Here is a 22,538-nt window from a genome sequence, read left to right on the forward strand (position 1 = left end):
TATTAGTACAGGCGAACGCGACGAGCGTTTTCGCGAGCTAGCTTCTTAGCGTGACGCTTTTGAGCTGCTGCTTTAGCGCGTTTGCGAACTGTAGTTGGTTTTTCATAGTGCTCACGACGACGCACTTCAGAAAGGATACCTGCTTTTTCGCAAGAGCGCTTGAAACGACGTAGTGCAACGTCGAACGGTTCGTTTTCACGTACTTTAACTACTGGCATATGCCTTTCACCTCAGGGGTTAACTGTTCATTAATGCTGGCGCTTTTTGGTTAGTACTAAGAGTTCATGCTTGAGCCCTTTGTTCTAAGCGTAAAACCAGCTAGATCAAAAATGGTGCGGAATTTTAATCCGATCCCTAGGGCTTTGTAAAGTACTTTGTCGCCTATCTCTTGTACAAAATTTGTTTGCGAGCGCATGACGCGGTAATATTGCGCCAATTTCGAAATAAGTCGAGAACAATATGCGCATTCTAGGTATTGAAACCTCTTGTGATGAAACTGGCATCGCAATCTATGACGATGAGAAAGGACTGCTGTCTCATCAACTGTACAGCCAGGTAAAACTGCACGCGGATTACGGCGGTGTGGTTCCTGAATTGGCATCACGCGATCACGTGAAAAAAACGATCCCATTGATCAAAAAAGCACTCGCGGACGCGGATCTTACTCCAAAAGATATCGACGGCGTGGCGTATACCGCTGGTCCTGGCCTGGTTGGAGCACTATTAGTGGGTACAACGATCGGCCGTAGCATCGCCTACGCGTGGGGTGTACCTGCAGTGCCGGTTCACCATATGGAAGGCCACCTTCTAGCCCCTATGCTTGAGGACAATCCACCGCCGTTCCCATTTGTGGCGTTGTTGGTGTCTGGTGGTCACAGTATGATCGTTGAAGTGAAAGGCATTGGTGAATATCAGATCCTAGGTGAGTCTATCGATGATGCAGCTGGTGAAGCGTTTGATAAAACGGCAAAACTGATGGGGCTTGATTACCCTGGTGGTCCGCTGTTGTCTAAACTTGCTGATAAAGGCACGCCTGGCCGCTTTAAGTTCCCACGCCCGATGACGGACCGCCCTGGCCTAGATATGAGTTTTTCTGGTCTTAAAACGTTTGCTGCAAATACCATTGCTGCTAACGATGATAGCGAGCAAACTCGTGCTGATATCGCTTATGCGTTCCAAGAAGCGGTATGTGAGACGTTAGCAATTAAATGTAAGCGTGCACTTCAGCAAACCGGTATGAAGCGCATCGTGATTGCTGGTGGCGTGAGTGCTAACCGTTTTTTGCGTAAAGAGCTGGAAGCATTAGCCGACAAAATGGGCGGTGAAGTCTACTATCCTCGTACCGAGTTTTGTACCGACAATGGCGCAATGATTGCCTACGCGGGCATGCAGCGTTTGAAAAATGGTGAAGCCGCTGAGCTTTCAGTAGAAGCGACACCGCGCTGGCCGATTGATCAGCTAAGCCCGATCAAAGGCTAACAATGAAGGTCACGCAAGTGGCCTTTTTTAATGACAATTTTTCACAAAATGCCTAAAGTCCGTGACTGACAGACCGTGCTAGAGTCAGGGTTAACAACGTACTGGTTATAATTGATTAGGAAATAGATCGACATGAAACAATTTACCATTGATGGACAAGTTATGGCGTACCAGGATGTCGGTGAAGGTCCGGTTATTCTGTTTGGTCACAGTTATTTGTGGGACAGCCAAATGTGGCAGCCGCAAATTGAAGCGCTAAGCCAGCACTATCGCTGCATTGTTCCTGATTTATGGGCTCACGGAGAGTCGCAAGCGGCACCTGCGTCAATGGGTAACCTTGCGGATTATGCTAAGCACCTGCTCGCTTTAATGGATGATCTTGGTATTGAAACCTTTTCAATTGTTGGCCTGTCGGTTGGTGGTATGTGGGGCTCAGAGCTCACAGCATTAGCACCGGCACGAGTCAAAAGTCTGGTATTGATGGATACGTTTGTCGGCCTAGAGCCAGAAGTGGCGCACGCCAAATACTTCTCGATGCTGGCGACGATTGCTGAGCTTAAAATGGTACCTGCTCCCATTGTAGAGGCGGTGGTTCCTCTGTTCTTCGCCAATAATGCTAAGCAGGATAATCCGCAACTCGTCGCGAGCTTTGAAGCTAAACTGGCCGCTCTATCTGGTGAGCAAGCAGAGCAAGTGGCACGAATCGGTCGCATGGTATTTGGTCGTCGCGATCTATGTGATGATATTGAAAAGTTTGCATTACCGACATTGATCGCAGTCGGCGCTGAGGATAAACCACGCCCAGTGCTTGAGTCATACTTGATGAATGATCTGATCACGGGCAGTTCGATCAATGTGATCCCATCAGCAGGGCACATCAGTAATCTAGAGCAACCTGACTACGTGACGACTATGTTGACTGAGTTTTTATCGCAGCATGCCTAACTAACGAATTGCGAATACTCAAAGAGCAGCCATAGGCTGCTCGTTTTTGTCTGTGGAATGCTACGAGGTTTTCTTCTTACCTAGCTTTGGCTCTGTGCCTTCAACCAATCTGCGAATATTCTGATGGTGTCTAAGAAGAATAAGACAACTTAGCATCGCTACAGGCAAAGTGAACAGCGGGCGCGCCATCCAAGTGTAAACTGGCGCCATCATTACCGTCACAATAGCCGCAAGGGAAGAGTAGCGAAATAATACCGCAACTAACAGCCAGGTTCCGGTAATGAGACCAGTGAGATCCCAACCAATCGGAGCAATAGCGCCAAGGGCTGTCGCGACCCCTTTGCCACCTTTAAAGTGGAAAAACAGTGGGTACATATGCCCCAGACAAGCAGCAATGGCAATGACGCCGAGTACCACAGCATCAATTCCCAAGTAGTAACCCGTCCAAACAGGAATGGTGCCTTTGAGCATGTCGCACAGCAAAACTGCGATCGCTGCGCCTTTGCCACCAGTACGCAGGACATTGGTCGCGCCGGGATTATTAGAGCCGACCGTTCTTGGATCGGGCAGCCGCAGTAGACGACAGATCAGCACGGCACTCGACACGGAGCCGAGTAGGTATGCTGCGATGATCATAGCAAGTGCTATTAGTGTCATTGGTGTCCTTTTCGCAAGAAATTATCCATAGGGACTGATATCATATCGAAAATAGTACGTTTTTTCCCGACAAATGGGTATCCGACCTCTAATCAAAGGACAAATCATGGCATTGGATAAAGTATTCATTGAGCAGCTCGAAGTGATCACTACCATTGGGGTGTATGACTGGGAACAAGAGATTAAACAAAAGCTTATTCTTGATATCGAAATGGCACATGACAATGCGCCAGCAGGAAAAAGTGACGATGTTGCCGATGCTTTAGATTATTCCAAAGTGAGTGAAGCAGTGCTCAATCACATTGAAAACGGCCGCTTCTTACTGGTTGAACGTGTCGCGGAAGAAGTCGCTGCGATCATTCAGCAGCAATTTAATGTTCCTTGGGTCAAAATCCGCTTAGCGAAACCTGGTGCAGTGCCACAAGCGAAAAGCGTTGGCGTAGTGATTGAACGAGGTCAAGCATGATCACCACCTACATTGGCATCGGCACCAATGTGGAGCGCGAGAAACACATCAAGGCCGCTTATCAAGAGTTAAATACCATTGGTGTCAACATTGCTTTGTCGCCCGTGTACGCATGTGAGTCGTTTGGCTTTGAAGGTAATGAGTTCTTCAACATGGTAGTGAGGCTCGATACCGAACTCGCTCTTGATGAGCTGGTGACGGCATTGAAAAATATTGAGGTGAAGTGGGGACGTGCGATCGATGCAGCAAAGTTTCAAGATCGAACGCTTGATTTGGATATCTTGTTGTATGGAAAAGAAATCTCACAAAAAAAACCGCTGTTACCTCGCGAAGACATATTTAAATATTCCTTTGTCACACAGCCCCTGTATGATCTCGACCCGCAATTGGTGATTCCTCAAGATGGACGAACCATAAAACAGATCTTAGAGACCATGTCTGATGTGGCCTCACTAAAAAGAATCGATTTTCAATTTTAGTTGGTAGTAGTTAACAATGAGTTATTTTGAAGCCTTTATTTTGGCACTGGTGCAAGGGTTCACTGAGTTCTTGCCTATCTCTAGTTCGGCTCACTTGATTTTGCCTTCCGCTATCTTGGGTTGGGAAGACCAAGGGTTAGCCTTTGATGTCGCTGTACACGTAGGGACGTTGGCCGCAGTGGTGATCTATTTCCGTAAGGAAGTGGTGACTCTATTTAGCGCCCTGTTTGGCTCCATTTTCAAAGGTGAGCGCAGCAAAGAGGCCAAGTTAGCATGGATGATAGTGCTAGCGACGATCCCTGCCTGTATTTTTGGTTTGCTGATGAAAGACATCATCGAGCTATATCTGCGTAGTGCCTACGTGATTGCGACTACGACTATCGTATTCGGCCTATTGCTGTGGTGGGTAGATAAAAACGCCAAGCTTGCGGACGATGAGTACCAAGCGGGCTGGAAAAAAGCCCTGTTTATTGGTTTGGCACAAGCGATGGCGATCATTCCGGGTACGTCACGTTCCGGTGCAACCATCACCGCAGCGCTTTACCTTGGCTTTACCCGTGAAGCCGCAGCGCGTTTCTCATTCTTGATGTCAATCCCAATCATTACGCTGGCGGGTGCGTACCTTGGCCTTAAGCTAGTGACGGGTACTGAACCTATCCACGTTGGCTTCTTGCTTACCGGTATTGTGGTGTCATTTGTCAGTGCCTACATCTGTATTCACTTCTTCTTGAAGTTGATTTCACGTATGGGCATGACACCGTTTGTGATCTATCGATTGATTCTAGGATTCGGCTTATTTGCTTTCCTACTAATGAGCTAGAAAACTGATCAAGGAACAAGGAACAAGGAACAAGGACCAAGGACCAAGGACCAAGGACCTAGGCCCTAGAACCTAGCTCCTTTTCGATCGCCTGAGCTCGGCGTCTGTCGAGCTCTTCTTTTATCGCCTTGCCTTTAAACCCATCGCCAATAATGGATTGCACATCCACATTGATAGCGGCTTGGTAGGCAAGTCTAAAGCGCTCTGCTTGTGGGTAGGCTTGATTCTCTAGCCCTTTTCTTCCCTGATGATCCGCTTGGCAGCAAAGGAGTACTTGTTCGAGTTTTTCTGGCTTTCGCCACACGTCCAGTTTGGCAAAGATCTTGACGAATGTACTTGGTTTGAGCTCAAAGGCACGATGGACATTGGAGTGTTGGGCGCAGACCGCTACCGCCAAATCTCGGTAGTCATTCGGGACTCGTACTCGCTCGCAAAGCGCCTTAATCACTTTCTGGCCAGTATGGGTATGCAGTTTGTGGCTTGGCCATTCCTCTTTTGGGGTTAGTGCTTTACCTAAGTCATGTACTTGCGCGGCGAATCGAACCGTTGTCTGTTCACTTAATTTGGCCGCTTGTTTAGCCACCATTAGGGTGTGAATACCGGTATCAATTTCTGGGTGCCACTGCTCTGGTTGTGGTACGCCAAACAGCGCATCTAGCTCTGGGAGCACCACCTTGAGCGCGCCACATTGGCGTAATATGTCGAGAAATACCTCTGGAGAGGAAGTCGTGAGAGACTTATGCCATTCTTGCCACACGCGCTCGGCAGTTAGGAACTCTAGCTCACCTTGCTTAACCATACCTTGCATGAGCGCCATAGTCTCAGGGGCGACGTGAAAACCTAGATGCGCCAGTTTGGCAGCGAATCGTGCCACTCGTAATACACGCAGCGGATCTTCACTAAATGCAGGAGAGACGTGCCTTAGCACGCGGCGTTCTAAATCGGCTTGGCCATGATAAGGGTCGATGAGATTACCTTGCTTATCTTGAGCGATGGCGTTGATGGTAAGATCACGGCGCATCAGATCTTGCTCTAGCGTTACGCCGGGCGATGAGAAGCATTCGAAGCCAGTGTAACCATTGCCAGACTTACGCTCAGTGCGTGCCAGAGCGTGCTCTTGTTTGGTTTTTGGATGAAGAAAAACCGGAAACTCTTTGCCAACCGCTTGGTAGCCTTGCGCTAACATGTGCTCAGGTGTGGCACCGACCACGACCCAATCTTTGTCATAGACTTTAATGTTAAGCAACTGGTCGCGTACTGCGCCCCCAACAAGATAGACTTGCAAATTGGCTCCCCTTTTTACTACTTAGCCGTTGGCATTCCTGTGCGCCAATGGTACTTTGCTTTGACTGATATTGTAAGGTTAACCCATGTATAAGGATTATTTTGGCTTTCGAGAGGTGCCGTTCTCGATTGTACCTAGTTCGCGCTACCTGTTTTTGAGTCAGCGCCACCGTGAAGCGATGCAACATTTGCAAGCCGGCCTTGGTCAAGGCGGCGGTTTTGCTATGCTCACTGGTGAGGTTGGTACTGGAAAAACCACAGTGGCGAAAGCCATGCTGGCGTCGTTAGATGATAAAACGGCATCGGGATTGATCCTTAATCCAACCTTTTCCAGTCAAGATCTTCTTGAAGCCATTTGCGATGAGTTTTCCATCGACTATCCACCGCAAGCTTCTCTCAAGCAGCTGAGCCAAGCCATCTACCAGTACTTGCAGCACAATGAGCTGCAGGGCATCAACACATTGGTGGTCATTGATGAAGCGCAGCATTTATCGGCGGAAGTGCTCGAGCAGCTTCGCCTACTCACGAATTTAGAAACGGATGACCGGAAGCTGCTAAAAGTACTGCTTATCGGCCAGCCAGAGCTGCAACAGAAACTGCGAACGACACAGCTTCGTCAACTTGCGCAGCGTATTACTGGACGCTACCACCTATTGCCACTTTCTGAGGGTGAAACGCGCCAGTATATTGAATTTCGTCTATCTACCGCTGGTGGCGACGCGTCGCTGTTCAGTAAGTCTGCAGTGGCGGTGATCAATAAAGCAAGCCAAGGCATCCCTAGATTGATTAATCTCATTGGTGATAAGGCGCTGCAATACGCTTACCACTCAGGTGAAAAGCGCGTCTCAAAGTCGACGGCTCATAAAGCGTGTGAGGATATTCTTTCATTTCAGGCGCCAGGGGTAGGCAACAGCACGCAAGAGTCTGCGCTGCGACAAGCCATCAGCCACTATGCACTTCCCGCACTGCTTGGTGTTAGCGTTGCGGCGGGACTCTATTGGAAGGGTACCGATGCACTGTCATGGGCTCAGCAAACCATTTTACCAACCAAAACGTCGCAAATTGCCAGTGAGACTACAGTTACTCAGCCTGTCGTAATCGCTGAGCCTGCTCTAGAGCCCATAGCTCAGAGCGTACGTAGTCAAACTGACTATCCAGTAGAGTTGCTGCAATCGCTATTTAGGCGTGATGACAAAATTGCGGCTATCCAAGAGCTTTACGCGCTATGGGGCTACCAAGCCGGTGTGTTAGATGGCATGTGTGAGTCAGGCGCAAACAGCTTATTCCAATGTCAGAAATATCTTGGCACTTTAGGACAAATCATAGAGCAGAATTTGCCCGTGGTAATGCCACTGTATCACTTAGGTGATGAGAGCTATGTGGTGCTTTATAGTGCCAATGGTGATGAGGTGGAAGTCCTCAATGGTCGCGAGCGCATTGTGATGCCAAAGAGCTGGCTAGAAGCTCTCTGGACAGGTGAGTACTACTCCATTTGGCAGCGTGATATCTACACCACACTACGTTTGAACCAACAGGGAGAACAGGTCGCTATATTGGACAGCAAGCTATCTCAAGTCTTGGGTGAGCCTGCATCCGGAAGCGATGTGTTTGACAAAGCCCTAGAGCGAAAAGTGGAGTTATTCCAACGTTGGCAAAAGATGGATGTAGACGGCATTGCAGGCCGCAATACACTGAAAAAACTAGAATTGATGACACAAACTGATGCGCCAACGTTAAACGCACCCATGTCAAAGGAACCAATGCTAAACATGGATGAGCCGCAGGAGGTATTACAATGAGTCGTATCCAGCCCCTAAGCCTGCTCGTTGCCACACTAGTTTCACACTCTTTGATGGCTCAGTCAGAGGTTGAGAATACCTATCGCGTATTGCCATACCCTGAGCTCAGTAAATTAAAACCATTGCCAAAACGCAGTCAATCATCGACGGTGGTGAGTTTGCCAGTGCCATCCGCAGCCACTGTGGCATCAGACTCAGGCGTAAATAAGCCATCAGGACAACTGGAAATGGCGACGACCTCTACACAAAGCCGCCAAGCCACAACGCAGAATAGTAGCGACGAGCCGTTTGGGCTCGATGATCTGGACTTATCGGGTTTGGATCCAGAGATCGCTCGTAAGGTCGCTGCTGCGATGAATAATGAGCCGAGCGATCCGCGATTACGTAACGCCGACCACATTGCCCTTGAAAGCAGTGAATCGCGTTATCGTGGGCGGCTCCCTGCGCTTAACTTCCAAACTCATATGTATTCTTCCGATGTGAATCGCCGCTGGATAAAGGTGAACGGGCAAGAGCTCAAAGAGGGTGACCGTTTGAACTCGATTCAGCTTTTGGCGATTGAGCCTCAGTCGGTGACTATTCGTTTTGACAACGACATCATTGATATTCCGGCACTTTATGAGTGGGAAGGATAAAAAAACGCTCGCTGGTTTTATCTAGCGAGCGTTTGGATGTCTTTATCTTTCCGGCTATTTCTTCTGAGACTCCGCTTGAGATTGCGTCTCCTCGGCATGGCTAACCGGTTTTACCGCAACCAATCCAAAGCTTTGCTGCGGGAAGAGATATTCAGCTTCAGCAAGCACTTGTTGCGCTTTATTTATCTCGCCGCTGCCTTGGTAGGCCAAAATCAAATTGCGATAAAAGGCCGGCCTTGGCTTGCTCTTAATCACTTCTACAGACCAATCGATGTAAGGCTGGATGTACTCAGGATTATTGGTGGATAAGCCAAGTTTGAGGTAGGTGCTGTAGAGATCCCAGTGGTAGCGATCTTTCCATACCACGGGGTTGGTGACCTTTTCTAACAGACTTGCATTCACTGGCTGTGATTTTTCAAATTGAGTGAGTACATAGTTAGTGTGCAAGGCTGCAACCATATAGATACTGACTAGAATTGGAATCAGCAATGAAAATACTCGGCAAGTGGTTTTGGTTATACTGCTGAATGAGACGCTCTTTAGCCTCGGCGTGCGCTGGTCTACCCAATAAATCAGTATCACAAAAGTGATCCAGTGGATCAGCGAGTGGTAAAATGGGTACTCCAATTGGCTGTGCAGAAAAATCGGCACAAACAGAGCAAAGATAGCCAGTCGAGTACCGGGTTTAGCGGTATAGATACGACTTAACACGAACAGTGAGGCCAGTAAGATCCCCAGAATCGGCAGCAGCCCACCTTCGATCCCCCACAATAGAAGTTCGTTATGGGGGTGATCAAGCGCAGGGATCCCCGGGGCAAAGCTGTCATTGAGTTGGTGCTGCCTTGCGGTATAGATCAAGTATCCAGACTCAAACTTTCCTAGTCCATAACCCGTAAAGGGTTTCTCAATCAGCATATCCAGCGACTGACTGTAGATAGTTGAGCGAATATCTTCTAGTTGAGCTTTGTTGGTGATCAGGTTCTGACTGCCCGAATTGGCAAAACCCATCAGTAGGCCTAAGGCCAGTCCGGCTAGAGCTGCCAACGTCCAGCCTCTAAAACGCTTGCGTGTGGAGTGGCGATAGAGATACGGTACCAACAAGATAAAGCCAATGATTGCTCCTATCCATCCAGTACGCGAGCCGAGAACGACAATGAGAGGTAACACGATGATTGGCATTAAATACAAGATGGAGACATCGCTGATGTGCCAGTTGTATTTGTGTTTTTGTCTTGCGAGTAAATAGCCGGACAACACAAATCCGGTCGCTAGAAAGCTCGCCATCACATTCGGTTGTTGGAAAATGCCATACGGTCGATTGCTGAGTACGTTGTATCCCAATGGATTGTCCGCGCTAAGCAAGAAGTACTGAACGTAACCGAACAGCGCTTGGATACAGGCAGCAAGCACCACCAACCACAGCAAGCGCTGCTTTTGCTTATTGGTAAATTGAAACTGTTGCAGCAACACAAACAGCAAAAAGCCACTCCATAAGCCGATAAACCTTGGCAGTACCGCTTCAAGGTCAGGTTGACTGTACAGCAGTGGTGCACTCATGAGTAGGCAGGCAAGCCCTAAACCAACAGTCAATTTGCTGTATCGTAGAGCTTGGTTCGTTCCAAGTTGATACAGACCAATACCCAATCCGAAAGAGAAGGCTATCCAAGCCGTATTATTAAATGACAGTGCCAGCCCCGTTCCTCCGGGGTTAGGCCAAAAGAAATGCATCGCAACGAGAAACAGTACCGCCATAGCGGTCATAAATTTGCGATTGAGTGGCGGGCGAACTCTAACTGGCTCTAGTTCGGTGCCATTGGTATGAATGATAGCCATAGTTGTGACGAGTTAAATCCAAGAAAATAACGGGGGCCAACATTGGCCTCCCGTGATAATGCTCTAATTTACCCTGTTAGCATAGGCTTTAGGAAGCGTGCGGTGTGCGAACCTTCGACTTGGGACACAGTTTCTGGTGTACCTTCGGCAATGATTTGACCACCGCCTTGGCCACCCTCTGGACCTAAATCAATCACCCAATCGGACGTTTTAACGACATCAAGGTTGTGTTCAATGACAACTACTGTGTTGCCATGATCGCGCAGACGATGCAGTACCGATAGCAACAACTCGATATCATGGAAATGCAGGCCTGTGGTTGGCTCATCCAGAATATAGAGTGTTTTACCTGTATCACGCTTAGATAGCTCGCGAGCAAGTTTGACACGTTGTGCTTCACCCCCTGATAGGGTTGTAGCGGCTTGACCGAGTCGAATGTATGACAGACCAACATCCATTAGAGTTTGCAGTTTTCTTGCAATTACTGGGACAGGGTCGAAGAACTCTCGCGCGTCCTCTACAGTCATCTGCAGCACTTCATCAATGGTTTTACCTTTGTAGCGTACTTCCAAGGTTTCGCGGTTGTAGCGTTTACCTTTACACACGTCACATGGAACATACACGTCTGGAAGGAAGTGCATTTCTACCTTGATAACACCGTCACCCTGACAAGCTTCACAGCGACCGCCGCGAACGTTAAAGCTAAAGCGTCCCGGTTTGTAGCCTCGAGAACGGGCTTCTTGGGTGCCAGCAAACAGCTCACGGATTGGAGTAAAGATGCCGGTATACGTCGCAGGGTTGGAGCGAGGCGTTCGACCAATAGGACTCTGGTCGATATCAATTACCTTGTCAAAATGCTCTAAGCCTTCAATCTTCTTGTATGGTGAAGGCTCGGCAGTCGTTGCTCCGTTGAGTTGGGTATGAGCAATCTTAAAGAAGGTATCATTAATCAGAGTCGATTTACCTGAGCCAGAAACACCAGTAATACAGCTAAATAGACCAACAGGAATAGTAAGGTCAACATTCTTCAGATTGTTGCCTGTCGCGCCTTGTAGGGTGACCACTTTTTTCGGATCCATTGGCGTGCGCTGCTCTGGAATCGCAATTTCACGCTTACCACTCAGGTATTGACCTGTTAGTGATTGATCGGAAGCGATAATATCGTCAATAGTGCCTTCGGCAACTACTGAGCCACCATGTACACCGGCACCCGGGCCGATATCAATCACGTGGTCAGCGGTGCGGATCGCATCTTCATCGTGTTCGACCACCAAGACTGTGTTACCTAAATCACGTAGGTGAGTTAGGGTGTTGAGTAAGCGTTCGTTATCTCGCTGGTGGAGACCAATGGATGGCTCATCCAAGACATACATCACCCCAACAAGGCCTGCGCCAATTTGGCTTGCTAACCGGATGCGCTGAGCTTCACCGCCTGATAGCGTTTCGGCACTGCGTGATAGGTTGAGGTAATTCAGTCCAACGTTCACCAGAAAGTGCAGTCGGTCGTTGATTTCCTTCATGACCTTCTCGGCAATTTGCGCGCGCTGTCCTTCTAGTTTCAAAGATTTGAAAAAGTCCATCGCTTCGCTGATGCTCATCTCAACGATTTCTGGCAGCGTGGTATCGTCGACAAACACATTGCGCGCTTCTTCACGTAAACGAGTACCGCCACAAGTGCCGCAAGACTTGGTTGAGATGTATTTAGCGAGATCTTCTCTTACTGAGTTGGATTCGGTGTCACGATAACGACGCTCTAAAGTATTAAGGATCCCTTCGAATGGGTGGCGTTTCACGCGAATATCACCACGATCATTGACGTAGTTGAATTCAATTTCGGTGCGGCCAGAGCCCGTCAAAACCACGTCTTTGATCTTTTTAGGTAATGAGTTAAATGGTGCAAACAGATCAAAGTCATAATGTTTGACGAGCGAAGTGAGCATTTGGAAGTAGTAGTAGTTTTTTTGGTCCCAACCACGAATAGCACCATCTGCAATGCTCAAGCTGTCATCAACAATCACGCGCTCTGGGTCGAAATACTGTTGTACGCCTAGGCCGTCACAAGTATGACAAGCGCCCGCTGGGTTGTTGAATGAAAATAGTCTTGGCTCCAACTCTTGTAGGCTGTAGCCACAATATGGGCAGGCAAAGTTTGCTGAGAAGATGATATCTTCCTTCTCAGGTTCATCCATCCAACCCACACCGACAATACCACCAGAGAGCTCCAGTGCCGTCTCAAACGATTCCGCAAGACGTTGCTGTAAGTTATCGCGAACCTTGAAGCGGTCAACGACCACTTCAATGGTGTGCTTTTTATGAAGTTCTAGAGTCGGCGGATCGGACAGATCGCAAGTTTCACCGTCGATACGAGCACGAATAAAGCCTTGCGCGGCAAGGTTTTCTAATGTTTTGACGTGCTCCCCTTTACGCTCTTTGACGATTGGCGCAAGCAGCATCATCTTTGAGCCTTCCGGCAGTTCGAGTACCTTGTCGACCATTTGGCTGACTGTCTGGGCTGCAAGTGGCACTTTGTGGGTAGGACAGCGTGGCTCGCCAACACGAGCGTAAAGCAGCCTCAAATAGTCATAGACTTCAGTAATCGTGCCGACCGTGGAGCGAGGGTTGTGAGACGTCGACTTTTGCTCAATAGAAATCGCTGGAGACAGACCTTCAATATGGTCAACATCGGGCTTTTCCATCAATGATAAAAATTGTCTTGCATAAGCGGAAAGAGACTCGACATAGCGACGTTGCCCTTCGGCATAAAGAGTGTCGAAGGCGAGTGATGACTTGCCTGAGCCTGATAGGCCAGTAATTACTGTGAGTTTGTCGCGAGGAATTGTCAGGTTGACGTTTTTCAGGTTATGGGTACGAGCACCCCTAACTTCGATATTGTCCATTATTGCCACTCATGTAAAACGTAGTGTGACAAGTATTACATAGTGTGAAGTTTGTGCAAAGAAGTACTGGATAAAAAAACAGGTCGAGAGGGCAAAAAAGTGCTACGTTGTGGGGCCACGTAGCACTTTATTAAAGATGTAGATTTGAGGTTAGCTTACGCCTTTTTTGTCGCGTGCTTACCAAGCTCCGCCGCTTTCTCATCTTTTAGATAGAGATTTTCAAAGCAGTAGTTTGTCGCTTCGATGTAGCCTTCAACGCTACCACAGTCAAAGCGCTGGCCTTTGAATTTGTACGCCAATACGCAACCTGATTTTGCCTGCTTAAGAAGTGCATCGGTAATTTGGATCTCGCCACCTTTACCCGGTTCAGTTTGCTCGATCAGCTCGAAGATATCTGGAGTTAGGATGTAACGACCGATAATAGCAAGGTTGCTTGGTGCTGTGCCTTGCTCTGGCTTTTCAACCATATCATCAACACGGAACAGGTCGTCTTTGATCATCTCACCAGAGATAACGCCGTATTTGTGCGTTTCATCTTTTGGTACTTCCTGTACCGCAACGATTGAGCAGCGGAACTGTTTATACAGTGCCACCATTTGTGCTAGCACGCCTTGCTCTTCATTGACACAAAGATCGTCTGCAAGCACAACAGCAAACGGCTCATCGCCGACTAACTCACGACCCGTTAGGATAGCGTGACCTAGACCTTTCATTTCGCGCTGTCGAATATAGGTGAACTGTGCAGAGTCAATGATGTCACGAATATCAACCAACAGCTCTTCTTTGTTAGTGCCACTGATTTGATGCTCAAGTTCGTAGTTTTTATCAAAGTGATCCATGATGGAATGTTTGCCACGACCCGTTACGATGCACATGCCGTCCATACCTGCTTGAATAGCTTCTTCTACACCATACTCAATCAGTGGTTTGTTCACCACAGGCATCATCTCTTTTGGCATCGATTTGGTTGCTGGAAGAAAACGAGTTCCATAACCCGCAGCCGGGAATAGGCACTTCTTAATCATGATAAGACCCTTTATCTTTATAGGTTTCAATTCATTGCCAACTGGGGCGAATGGGATTAAGTCTACAGACTAACGAGCGGTTATGACAGTAGAAATGTTGTGAAGTTCGGTTCACATCCAGACAAAGAGAACGAGTGCAAAAAAAGCGAGTTATTTGTGAATCGAGAGCCTAGACGATGACAAGCTTATAAGGCAGTAGTCTATAAAGATAAAAGCTATTTAAGACAATAGGTGCTGATTGGCCCAAGCGATGGCCTGCAGTCTATTTTTTACCGATAGTTTGCGAAATATCTGATACAAATGTGATTTGACCGTTGACTCAGTGATGTAGAGATCTTCAGATATCTCCAGGTTACTGGCACCTGACTGTAAGCAACGTAGAATCTCAATTTCACGAGAAGTTAAGTCGACCACTGTCGTGCACGTGTTAGCAGAAACCACGTATCGATAGTGGTGCAGTAATTGACTGGCAACATCTCTTGGCAGCCAGTTTTTACCATTAATGATTTCACCGAAGCCAAAAGTAATCTTATTGCCATCTTCATGGCTGTAAAACAGCCCTTTTAGATGACCATACTTTAGGATCTCTTCAGTGGTTAAGCGGTGCGGTACGTTGATCAAAATGGTCTCAAAGTTTTTGCTGGCAAGGGGGAGGTTCAGTACCTGCTTAAACAGATCGAGCGACTCTTCGTAGTCAAACAGTAAGATTCGATTTCGTGGCCCTGTTGTGGCGTTCAATAGATCGTTGGGGGCAATGGTATCGATTGGATTAATACAAAGACTGGAGAGCGTCTTAATGCGTTCGGTGACGTCATGATCTTGACCGAGGCTGACGTGTTGTATGGTGCGTTTGTAACTGTTTTTTCTCATCGTCATTAATAATTTTTGCCGCTGAATTAATGTGCATGGTGGTGTATATGGAAGCGAGCGGCTAGTGTTTCCGGCACAAAATGGGAGAGACTTAAACTAATTTAAGTAATTGATATGTGTATTAGGTAGGCAGTGTGCCTAGATGAGCTGAAGTTTAGGCGCTAGACTTGTATTCAAATGCGGGGTCGGGATTGTAGGATAGTTCACATAAGCGCTGTTGCTGTCTTGCAGGTTCATGGTATCCTACTGGGCTATTTTAAAACACACTGTGGTTACGGAGCAAAACATGGCAAGCCGTGGAGTAAACAAAGTCATCATTATGGGTAACCTAGGGCAAGACCCAGAGGTTAAATATAGTGCGAATGGTAACGCAATCGCTAATCTTACTGTTGCGACGTCTGAAACTTGGCGTGACAAAGCCACTGGCGAACAGCGTGAAAAAACTGAATGGCACCGTGTAGTGGTATTTGGCAAAACGGCTGAGATTGCTGGTGAATATCTGCGTAAGGGATCTCAAGTTTACCTTGAAGGCCAACTTCAGACTCGTAAGTGGCAAGACCAGAATGGTCAGGATCGCTATACTACAGAAGTGGTTGTTCAGTGGCCTACTGGGCAAATGCAATTGCTAGGCGGTCGTCAAGGTGGTGGTGCTCCTATGCAGGGCGGCATGAACCAAGGTGGCATGCAACAGCAAGCACCACAACAGCAAGGTTGGGGTCAGCCACAACAACCAGTTCAACAGCCAGCTCAGCAAAAGCCTGCTCAACAGCAGCCACAATACAATGAGCCACCAATGGATTTCGATGACGACATTCCGTTCTAAATCGAATACCTTTGTGCGCAGTGAAGCTGATTCACAGTACAGATGCTGAAAGGCCGCGACACTCGTCGCGGTTTTTTTTGTTTCTTAGAACCCTGCCATAGCTTGTGACTTAACGGTTTTGGCTAAATTTGATATAACAAACAATCAACTGCCTAGCTGCTTTACTCTCGATCATTGATAGGCGATAGCGACAATTCGTTCAAAAAGGACTTTGGCAAATTATGAGGCAAACCCCCACTCTTAAACTGAGCACGCGCTTGGTCGCTTTTGTGACCGTCATTGTGATGAGTGCCGTTTTTATCTTATTCGTGGGTGGCACTTTGTCCATCAAGCGTATGGGGCAAGAGTATCTTAACCATCACCTTGTTGGGATCGTAAAGGTTATTGACAAAGAGCTTGAGGATCCTGATGCGGCTTACATGATGCAGCGCTGGATGCCCAAAATGCTGCAAGCCAGTAATATTATCGAAATGCAACTGATGTCCTCTGCTGGTGTCGTTTATCGTTATAAAAACACCTCACCGACACTCGATAGAACCATAGTGTATAAGCAAAGCTTCGATCTAGAGCGTAACGAAGGTTATCGTGTGGAGTTTGTTGCGTTGCCACCTTATCTTGATGTGCGCTATTCCCTTGAAGCCATGTGGTCAGTGACCCTTGCGTTTGGCCTCATTGTATTTTGCTTGATGCAAGGGGTGAAATGGCTTCGCCAGCAATTAGTTGGCTCAGAGCTTTTAGAAGAGCGAGGAAGAATGATCCTTGGCGGTCGTGTTGAACAGTTCGCTAAAGGCGATGAGCGCGAATGGCCGTATACCGCGAGTGAGGCGCTGGATATTCTTATCGAGGAGCTGCAAGATGCTCGTCAAGAGCGCAGCCGTTTCGACACCTTTATCCGTACCCAGACGTTCTTAGATCCTCTTACTGGCAGTGCTAACCGAATCTTGTTTGACAGCAAATTAGAATCTGCCTTGCAAGAGAGCGGGGCGCAAGGTGGTGTTATCTTGTTCCGCATCGAAGATTGGGAACAAGCACAAGATAAGCTGGGTAAATCTGATGCAGACGATTTCCTTATTGAAGTCGGAGAAGTTCTATCTCAAGCGGTACACAAATATCCCGATGCGATTTTTTCTCGCTATTACGATGCCGACTTTGCCATATTCATTCCTCATCAAAGCTCGAAAGATGTTGCCGCTCTTGCTAGCCAATGCATCCGTCAAATGGAGAAATCGCCACCACCTGCACCTTTAGATGAAGATAACTGGTGTCACATTGGTGTGAGCATGTATTCAGAAGGTGAGCGTAGTGGCCGCATTATGGAAGAGGCGGAAACCGCGCTTAAGAGTGCGCAACTGCAAAAAGTGAACAACTGGAGCCGCTTCCAAAAACAAGTTCAGAAGTTTGATGAGCGCGGTAGTGTCCGTTGGCGCACACTATTTGACCGCGCGCTACTGCCAGAGAATCTACTCATTTATGCTCAGCCTTGTTACCTATATGAAAAAGGCAAAGAGCTTGCGCCGCTGCACAAAGAACTGTTTGCCCGCATTGATGATCCTGAACGTGGCACTGTGAAAGCCTCTCGCTTCCACTCAGCGCTATTACAAGTAGGCTACGAATCTAATTTCGATCGCGCAGTATTAGGTAAGGTGTTTAGAAGTATCAAACAAGGAAAAATCACATTACCTTTGTCGATCAACGTATACGTGGTGCCTTTCGCCAACAGAAACTATTTCAAGTGGTTTAGGGATGAGTTGCTGCAGTTGCCGGTCAGTGTCCGACGTCAACTTAGTTTTGAGTTTTCAGAGGCGCGCTTGGTACAGCACTTGGATTATATCCGACCGGTTGTGAAAATGCTGTCTGGCTTGGGGTGTACAGTGATTGTTGGTCAGGCTGGCCGTTCGATTGTTAGTACTCACTACATTAAAGACTTAAAAGTAGACTATTTAAAACTGCACCGCAGTTTGGTTAAACGTATCGATCAGCGTGACGAAAACCAGCTGTTTGTACGCAGTATGGTTGGAGCCTGTGGCGATGCACCGACGCAGGTGATAGCCGTCGGCGTTGAAACTAAGAAAGAGTGGCATACTTTAATAGACCTTGGTGTCAAAGGTGGTCAAGGTCGCTACTTTGCTGCTGAGACTCAGTTGCTGCCAGAAGCGCAGACCAAAACAACATCGATTAAGCCGGGACGTCGTAACCGCTGGAAGCGAAGCTAAAGATGAGTCGAAAAATAAGCGCCTAAAGGCGCTTATTTTTTATAGAGCAGCTTTCTAAACACTAATTGATACGCGGTCGATACTCGGTCCAAGATTGGTCATCGAAGCTATAGAACTGAGTGTCATTCACTTCGAGCATCGTCGTTCCTGAGTTTTGTGAAATAACTGGCGTTGTTGGTAAGCCTTGGGTCAGTGACGTCAAAGACGTTGCTTTACCCTCATACATATTGCTGCTTAAGATATTGGCAAGTAGATCGCTTAGCGCTAAGAAGCTTACTGGCTGCTCAACATCGATTTGGCTGCGGTTTTCAATCGCAACATCACCAAAGAACTTAACCCCAACAGGCACATTGGTGATCGCTTTTGTTGGGATTTCACGCATCCCAGAGATTTGCATTCGATCGCCTCGCACTGCAGCACCATGCTCAGGCAGCAGCACCACAACGACGTTACGCTTACTCGCTTTTAAGGTTTGGAAGAAGGCATACAGCTCATCGAGCAAGATTTTTTGTTGGCGTTTATAGGTCACCAAACGTGAGCCTGACTGGCCTACCACTCGGTTACCATCATGAATACTAATGGTGTTATATAGGCTGACCGTAGGTTTAGTATGATTGATTTGTTCCCACTGCGAGAGGATCTGCCCATCACTATAAATTCGAGTTCCATCAAAGGCGTATTGTGATGGCGTCATGGTTTCAATATCCACCGCTGGGGAGAAGTTACCAATGTTATTGGCGATATGTTTATTGAAGCCATCGAACTTACCATCATGGTTCATAAACACTTCTTTCTCGTAGCCAAGACGTGCGAGCTGGTCGAACAAAGAACATTGCGCAGTCAAATTATCATTAAATAAGTCGGCGTGAGACTGCTGACCACAGTTGGCTCGTAAAATACGCAGTACCGCAGGTCCGCTATAAGACGTTGCTGAGTTAAAGTGCTTAAACAGAATATCGAATTCTTTAAAGATCGGGTGATCGATGTTGCCGGAATACTCTAAGTCATCCCAAGCCAATGAGCAGACACTCAGAAACAGGATGTCAAAGTTAGGTTGCGTTGCTAGCGCGTCTATGTTCGACAAACTTGATGTTTTAGAGGCCTGCTCGCGAAAGAATTGTCCTACATAGGTGGTGAGACCTTCTGATGACGTATCCACGGCAACTTGAGTCGGCGCCGTTGTGGTTGGCGTATTATTGCCTGCGTTATTGGCTGTCGTTTCCACTGCTTGGCTGGTGGTTAATGACATCTGCCAAAATGAGCTAGGAATAGACGCGATCACCATACCTATGACGATAAACGCGGATAAACGTAGGATCTGACTCAAATAGAGATAGCCAACGATGAGTACAAAGCCAAGTAATAGAAAGTCTAGGGAAATAAAATCCTTAGCCAGTGCCAGCAGATAGACGGTGTCGAATTGGCTGACTAAATCCCACTGGCTAAATAGCCGCGCCAGTGGTGGCAAATAAGAATCATGGTGTAGCAGTAACAGTGCCAAGCCTATCGCAATGATATGTCGGGTAATGTTGAGCCAGCGATTGCGTAGTGGGATCACGACAAAGCAGAGCAAACTGAAATTGTAGAGCGGTGAAAAGCTCAGAGTATCGCTGGCGTATAGTGCCAATTTCAGGGCAAAGTAGAGTGTCCACCAACCGAGTGAAATGTGAGCTGAGGGTTTGGTTCTATCCATGGTTAAAACTTGGTTTCTCGTAAATGCTTAGGACGTTTTTTGAGTTTTGTAATTAGCCTTGATAATAGACGCACGATACTTGGTGCGACGATACCGAGAGCCAGGCCAACAGCGGTAAATACGCCTGCGACCGTTAAAAAGTCTTCAATATTCATAGTTGATCCCAATCTACACGAGAAGCAAAGCGGCTAGCTGGGGTCGCATTGTCAAGCTCTGCTTCGGTGATGCTTGGCTTTTCTGGGTAATCAATACCTTGTATGTTGGAAAGTCGCGTTATGATTTCATCAGCATCCGTGTATTGTGATTGTTCAATAAACAGTTCATTCTGTGCCACCGCAAACACGTTCAATAACGCCTGATGAATCTCATAACGTCTTAATGAGCTAAAAAAGATCAAAATGCGGCCATCAATTTGACAAGCGATATCCCCTCGGCGCTTCATTTGACTATAGGACATTGCCTCACTAAGTGGTACTGAAGAGAAAGGGGTTAACTCGACCAACGCATACTCAATTTGTGTATTACGACAAACCTCGATGGCATTTAGCGTTAGCGATTTAAATGAGTTGTAGCTGATAAAGCCACTTTCATCGACAGGGCTTTCAAACTGTTTAAATAGCGACGTTTCGGATAGGTAATTTGCTTCCATTTTCGTCATCGACGCCAAGCGTATTTGGTCGTAAAGCACGGCATCGCTTTTCGTGTGATCGACAATGCTTTGAGCCCCTGCTGTGATGAGCATGTGGAAATCATTGTAGCGAATACAAGGGCTTAGCTCTTTAATGACAAAGTGCACACCATCCCCATAACGCTTCTTGTTATGGAGAATGGTTTTAGCGACACGCTTGATGTCATCAAAACCGCCACAAGGGAGTACAACGACAGTTGCGACGCTGGTTTCGAGCACCGCACTAGGGAAGTTAAATTGCTCAAATAACTGAAACCCATGCTTATGGACAAAGTCACGGCTTGCCGCTTGAGAAGAAACTAATACGGGCAAAATCTGCCTGTTAACTTGATTGCCTGCATCATCTGACAATAAAAACAGCTTATTGGCTAATTGAGTTTCACCATCTTGATAATGGATAGCCTTGATAAAAGTTTGTTGATTATGCTGTTTTAACTCACCAAGAAATATCCTTTTTCCCCGTAAAGATTGTTTATATTCCTGAGGATTAATTGAATTATTAACATCTAGTAACAAAATTGTAATATTTATAAAATCAATTGTTGTTTGTTCGATCGCAAAATTAACATCTAGTTTTGAACTCTGCTCCAAGTCGAGCAATATACAGATATGAACATTATTATTAATAGGCAATCTTGATAAATCATCCAAGAACTCAGCCATTGATAGTGCAGGGTTTGAGAGGAATATCTGCGAGAAACTATGGTTGATAAGTTCGGTAGATTTAACACTGAGCTTGTCAGTTTGTGTAAGAAAATCCTTACCAGATGGGGAGGTAAATAGGTCAGCTTTAGTCTCGAAAAGTGGGGCTTTTTCGTGGTGGATTAGCAGGTTTTCCAATGCCTGCCAAGAGTTAATGTGCATGATTTGCTGAATCATTAGCCTAATTACCATAAGTAGTAGTGATATTAGTTGGGGCTTAGTGTACTATGCGTACAAATTTAGAACAAACTTATCTTAAGCTGAGTAGTAGAAGGTAATGCAAAACCATACCACCGATGTCGAGCAAATTTATAAATCGTACGGTATTCCAACTTCTGGTTATCAGAATTTAGAACGTAGCGATGAAATAAAATTATCGCAAAACAAATGGAATTTTTTGCAATCAGAAAAAACAGAGCAAAGCGAATCACCTGAGCTGGAATTTGCTGCGCTTAATAACCAGATGCAGTCTTCTCAGGTTTCGTTAAAAGAGGAATGAGTTTTTCATGTCTATATTGCTGGTAAAAGGCGTTCATGCGGGAGTGGGGGCAAACACTGTCGCCGCTAATCTTGCGGCTGCTTATACCGTGCTTGGACATAAAGTTCTGCTAATAGACTTAGATCCAAAGAATTTGATGGGACCTTGGTTTGGCCATCCAACTGACAAAGTATCTGGATGGACCGACGCTGTCCGAGATGGGCAGAGTTGGAAGCAGACACTATTAAAAGACCCGATTGGCAGTTACTTTTTGCCTCATGGTAGCACTGAACTCACTTTGAGTGACTACGACCGCTACTTAGATGAGATGCTCACGGCTGCGCAAGATAAATTTGAAATCACTATTGTTTCTGCGCCTTATAACTCTGACATATCGTTAATAACTCGTAGCGCAACGTTGACATTACACGTCATCAATCCGACACCAATGTGCGTCACGTTATTGAGCCGACAAATCGCACAAACCCCACCTGATAGCAAAACTATGTTCGTTTTGAATCAGTGTCGACATGATATTGCTTTGCTAAGAGATATGACTCTAGTACTGGAAGATGCTCTGAGTACTCGACTTATTTCTGCCCACCTCTACTATGACATTGCGATTCAAGAAGCTTTTGCCATGCTTGGTAATGTTATGACTGCTGCGACGCGCTCCAATGCGGCGGTTGAATTTAGACAATTGGCAACCGTCGTGTTGTCTCAGGTAGAAAAGAACCAGCTTCGCTCATAAT

The 22,538-nt window shown here is 46.8% G+C and carries 21 protein-coding genes; 11 read left to right on the top strand and 10 right to left on the bottom strand.

Annotated elements, in window-relative coordinates:
• Positions 1-2: 2 nt before the first annotated feature.
• Entirely contained in the window at positions 3-218 is a 216-nt protein-coding gene (rpsU, locus tag ACJB0T_RS02155) for a 30S ribosomal protein S21 (RefSeq protein ID WP_001145625.1), read from the bottom strand.
• Between the two features lie 241 nt (positions 219-459).
• On the opposite strand from rpsU, the gene tsaD reads away from it, so the two are divergent.
• Both tsaD and ACJB0T_RS02165 read left to right on the top strand, forming a co-directional pair.
• Positions 460-1,479: a tRNA (adenosine(37)-N6)-threonylcarbamoyltransferase complex transferase subunit TsaD gene (gene tsaD / locus ACJB0T_RS02160; protein WP_479291485.1), complete on the top strand. Its 1,020-nt coding sequence runs from the start codon at positions 460-462 to the stop codon at positions 1,477-1,479.
• Positions 1,480-1,611: 132 nt separating this feature from the next.
• On the top strand, positions 1,612-2,424 hold the full coding sequence (locus ACJB0T_RS02165) for an alpha/beta fold hydrolase (RefSeq protein ID WP_479291483.1): 813 nt from the start codon (positions 1,612-1,614) through the stop codon (positions 2,422-2,424).
• A 60-nt stretch (positions 2,425-2,484) separates the two neighbouring features.
• Here the strand turns inward: ACJB0T_RS02165 and plsY are convergent, their stop codons facing one another.
• Positions 2,485-3,081 (bottom strand): glycerol-3-phosphate 1-O-acyltransferase PlsY, encoded by a 597-nt coding sequence (gene plsY / locus ACJB0T_RS02170; protein ID WP_479291481.1) that lies wholly within the window; start codon positions 3,079-3,081, stop codon positions 2,485-2,487.
• Between the two features lie 106 nt (positions 3,082-3,187).
• Here plsY and folB point away from each other — a divergent pair, with 106 nt between their 5' ends.
• Genes folB through ACJB0T_RS02185 form a run of 3 tightly spaced genes read left to right on the top strand, consistent with a single transcriptional unit; the run spans position 3,188 to position 4,846 of the window.
• The gene (gene folB, locus ACJB0T_RS02175) at positions 3,188-3,547 is read left to right on the top strand and encodes a dihydroneopterin aldolase (protein ID WP_112478527.1); all 360 of its coding nucleotides are present in this window, start codon (positions 3,188-3,190) and stop codon (positions 3,545-3,547) included.
• Positions 3,544-4,026: a 2-amino-4-hydroxy-6-hydroxymethyldihydropteridine diphosphokinase gene (gene folK, locus ACJB0T_RS02180; protein ID WP_479291479.1), complete on the top strand. Its 483-nt coding sequence runs from the start codon at positions 3,544-3,546 to the stop codon at positions 4,024-4,026. Before folB ends, folK begins: the two co-directional genes overlap by 4 nt.
• Before the next feature lie 16 nt (positions 4,027-4,042).
• Positions 4,043-4,846, top strand: coding sequence for an undecaprenyl-diphosphate phosphatase (locus ACJB0T_RS02185; protein ID WP_479291477.1), 804 nt, complete (start codon positions 4,043-4,045; stop codon positions 4,844-4,846).
• 58 nt (positions 4,847-4,904) lie between these two features.
• Here the strand turns inward: ACJB0T_RS02185 and ACJB0T_RS02190 are convergent, their stop codons facing one another.
• Complete coding sequence (locus tag ACJB0T_RS02190) at positions 4,905-6,131, bottom strand: multifunctional CCA addition/repair protein (protein ID WP_479291476.1); 1,227 nt, start codon at positions 6,129-6,131, stop codon at positions 4,905-4,907.
• 85 nt (positions 6,132-6,216) lie between these two features.
• Between ACJB0T_RS02190 and ACJB0T_RS02195 the strand changes: the two genes are divergently transcribed.
• Both ACJB0T_RS02195 and ACJB0T_RS02200 read left to right on the top strand, forming a co-directional pair.
• Positions 6,217-7,929, top strand: coding sequence for an ExeA family protein (locus ACJB0T_RS02195; RefSeq protein ID WP_479291474.1), 1,713 nt, complete (start codon positions 6,217-6,219; stop codon positions 7,927-7,929).
• Positions 7,926-8,564 carry a general secretion pathway protein GspB gene (locus tag ACJB0T_RS02200; protein WP_479291473.1) on the top strand — a complete coding sequence of 213 codons (639 nt, stop codon included), beginning with the start codon at positions 7,926-7,928 and terminating at the stop codon, positions 8,562-8,564. Before ACJB0T_RS02195 ends, ACJB0T_RS02200 begins: the two co-directional genes overlap by 4 nt.
• A 54-nt stretch (positions 8,565-8,618) precedes the next feature.
• Here the strand turns inward: ACJB0T_RS02200 and ACJB0T_RS02205 are convergent, their stop codons facing one another.
• The 4 genes from ACJB0T_RS02205 to ACJB0T_RS02220 all read right to left on the bottom strand — a co-directional run bounded on the left by ACJB0T_RS02205 (position 8,619) and on the right by ACJB0T_RS02220 (position 15,189).
• Entirely contained in the window at positions 8,619-10,397 is a 1,779-nt protein-coding gene (locus ACJB0T_RS02205; RefSeq protein WP_479291471.1) for a PglL family O-oligosaccharyltransferase, read from the bottom strand.
• A gap of 68 nt (positions 10,398-10,465) precedes the next feature.
• A complete protein-coding gene (uvrA, locus tag ACJB0T_RS02210) occupies positions 10,466-13,294 on the bottom strand; it encodes an excinuclease ABC subunit UvrA (protein ID WP_479291469.1) in 2,829 nt (942 codons plus the stop codon).
• A gap of 155 nt (positions 13,295-13,449) precedes the next feature.
• Positions 13,450-14,319 (bottom strand): UTP--glucose-1-phosphate uridylyltransferase GalU, encoded by an 870-nt coding sequence (galU, locus tag ACJB0T_RS02215; RefSeq protein WP_479291467.1) that lies wholly within the window; start codon positions 14,317-14,319, stop codon positions 13,450-13,452.
• 219 nt (positions 14,320-14,538) lie between these two features.
• On the bottom strand, positions 14,539-15,189 hold the full coding sequence (locus ACJB0T_RS02220) for a LuxR C-terminal-related transcriptional regulator (RefSeq protein ID WP_479292321.1): 651 nt from the start codon (positions 15,187-15,189) through the stop codon (positions 14,539-14,541).
• A gap of 286 nt (positions 15,190-15,475) precedes the next feature.
• Here ACJB0T_RS02220 and ACJB0T_RS02225 point away from each other — a divergent pair, with 286 nt between their 5' ends.
• Positions 15,476-16,012, top strand: a complete 537-nt coding sequence (locus ACJB0T_RS02225) for a single-stranded DNA-binding protein (protein WP_479291465.1) — start codon at positions 15,476-15,478, stop codon at positions 16,010-16,012.
• 221 nt (positions 16,013-16,233) lie between these two features.
• Complete coding sequence (gene csrD / locus ACJB0T_RS02230; protein WP_479291464.1) at positions 16,234-18,225, top strand: RNase E specificity factor CsrD; 1,992 nt, start codon at positions 16,234-16,236, stop codon at positions 18,223-18,225.
• A 61-nt stretch (positions 18,226-18,286) separates the two neighbouring features.
• On the opposite strand, the gene bcsG is transcribed toward csrD, so the two are convergent.
• The 3 genes from bcsG to ACJB0T_RS02245 are packed head-to-tail and all read right to left on the bottom strand — an operon-like array spanning position 18,287 to position 21,257.
• On the bottom strand, positions 18,287-19,918 hold the full coding sequence (gene bcsG / locus ACJB0T_RS02235) for a cellulose biosynthesis protein BcsG (protein WP_479291462.1): 1,632 nt from the start codon (positions 19,916-19,918) through the stop codon (positions 18,287-18,289).
• A gap of 2 nt (positions 19,919-19,920) precedes the next feature.
• The gene (locus ACJB0T_RS02240; protein WP_162631224.1) at positions 19,921-20,073 is read right to left on the bottom strand and encodes a hypothetical protein; all 153 of its coding nucleotides are present in this window, start codon (positions 20,071-20,073) and stop codon (positions 19,921-19,923) included.
• On the bottom strand, positions 20,070-21,257 hold the full coding sequence (locus ACJB0T_RS02245; protein WP_479291459.1) for a BcsE family c-di-GMP-binding protein: 1,188 nt from the start codon (positions 21,255-21,257) through the stop codon (positions 20,070-20,072). Before ACJB0T_RS02245 ends, ACJB0T_RS02240 begins: the two co-directional genes overlap by 4 nt.
• A gap of 328 nt (positions 21,258-21,585) precedes the next feature.
• On the opposite strand from ACJB0T_RS02245, the gene ACJB0T_RS02250 reads away from it, so the two are divergent.
• Complete coding sequence (locus ACJB0T_RS02250; protein ID WP_479291457.1) at positions 21,586-21,807, top strand: hypothetical protein; 222 nt, start codon at positions 21,586-21,588, stop codon at positions 21,805-21,807.
• A 7-nt stretch (positions 21,808-21,814) separates the two neighbouring features.
• Complete coding sequence (locus ACJB0T_RS02255; RefSeq protein WP_479291456.1) at positions 21,815-22,537, top strand: cellulose synthase operon protein YhjQ/BcsQ; 723 nt, start codon at positions 21,815-21,817, stop codon at positions 22,535-22,537.
• Position 22,538: the final 1 nt, after the last annotated feature.

This window comes from Vibrio sp. CB1-5 (assembly GCF_059412285.1).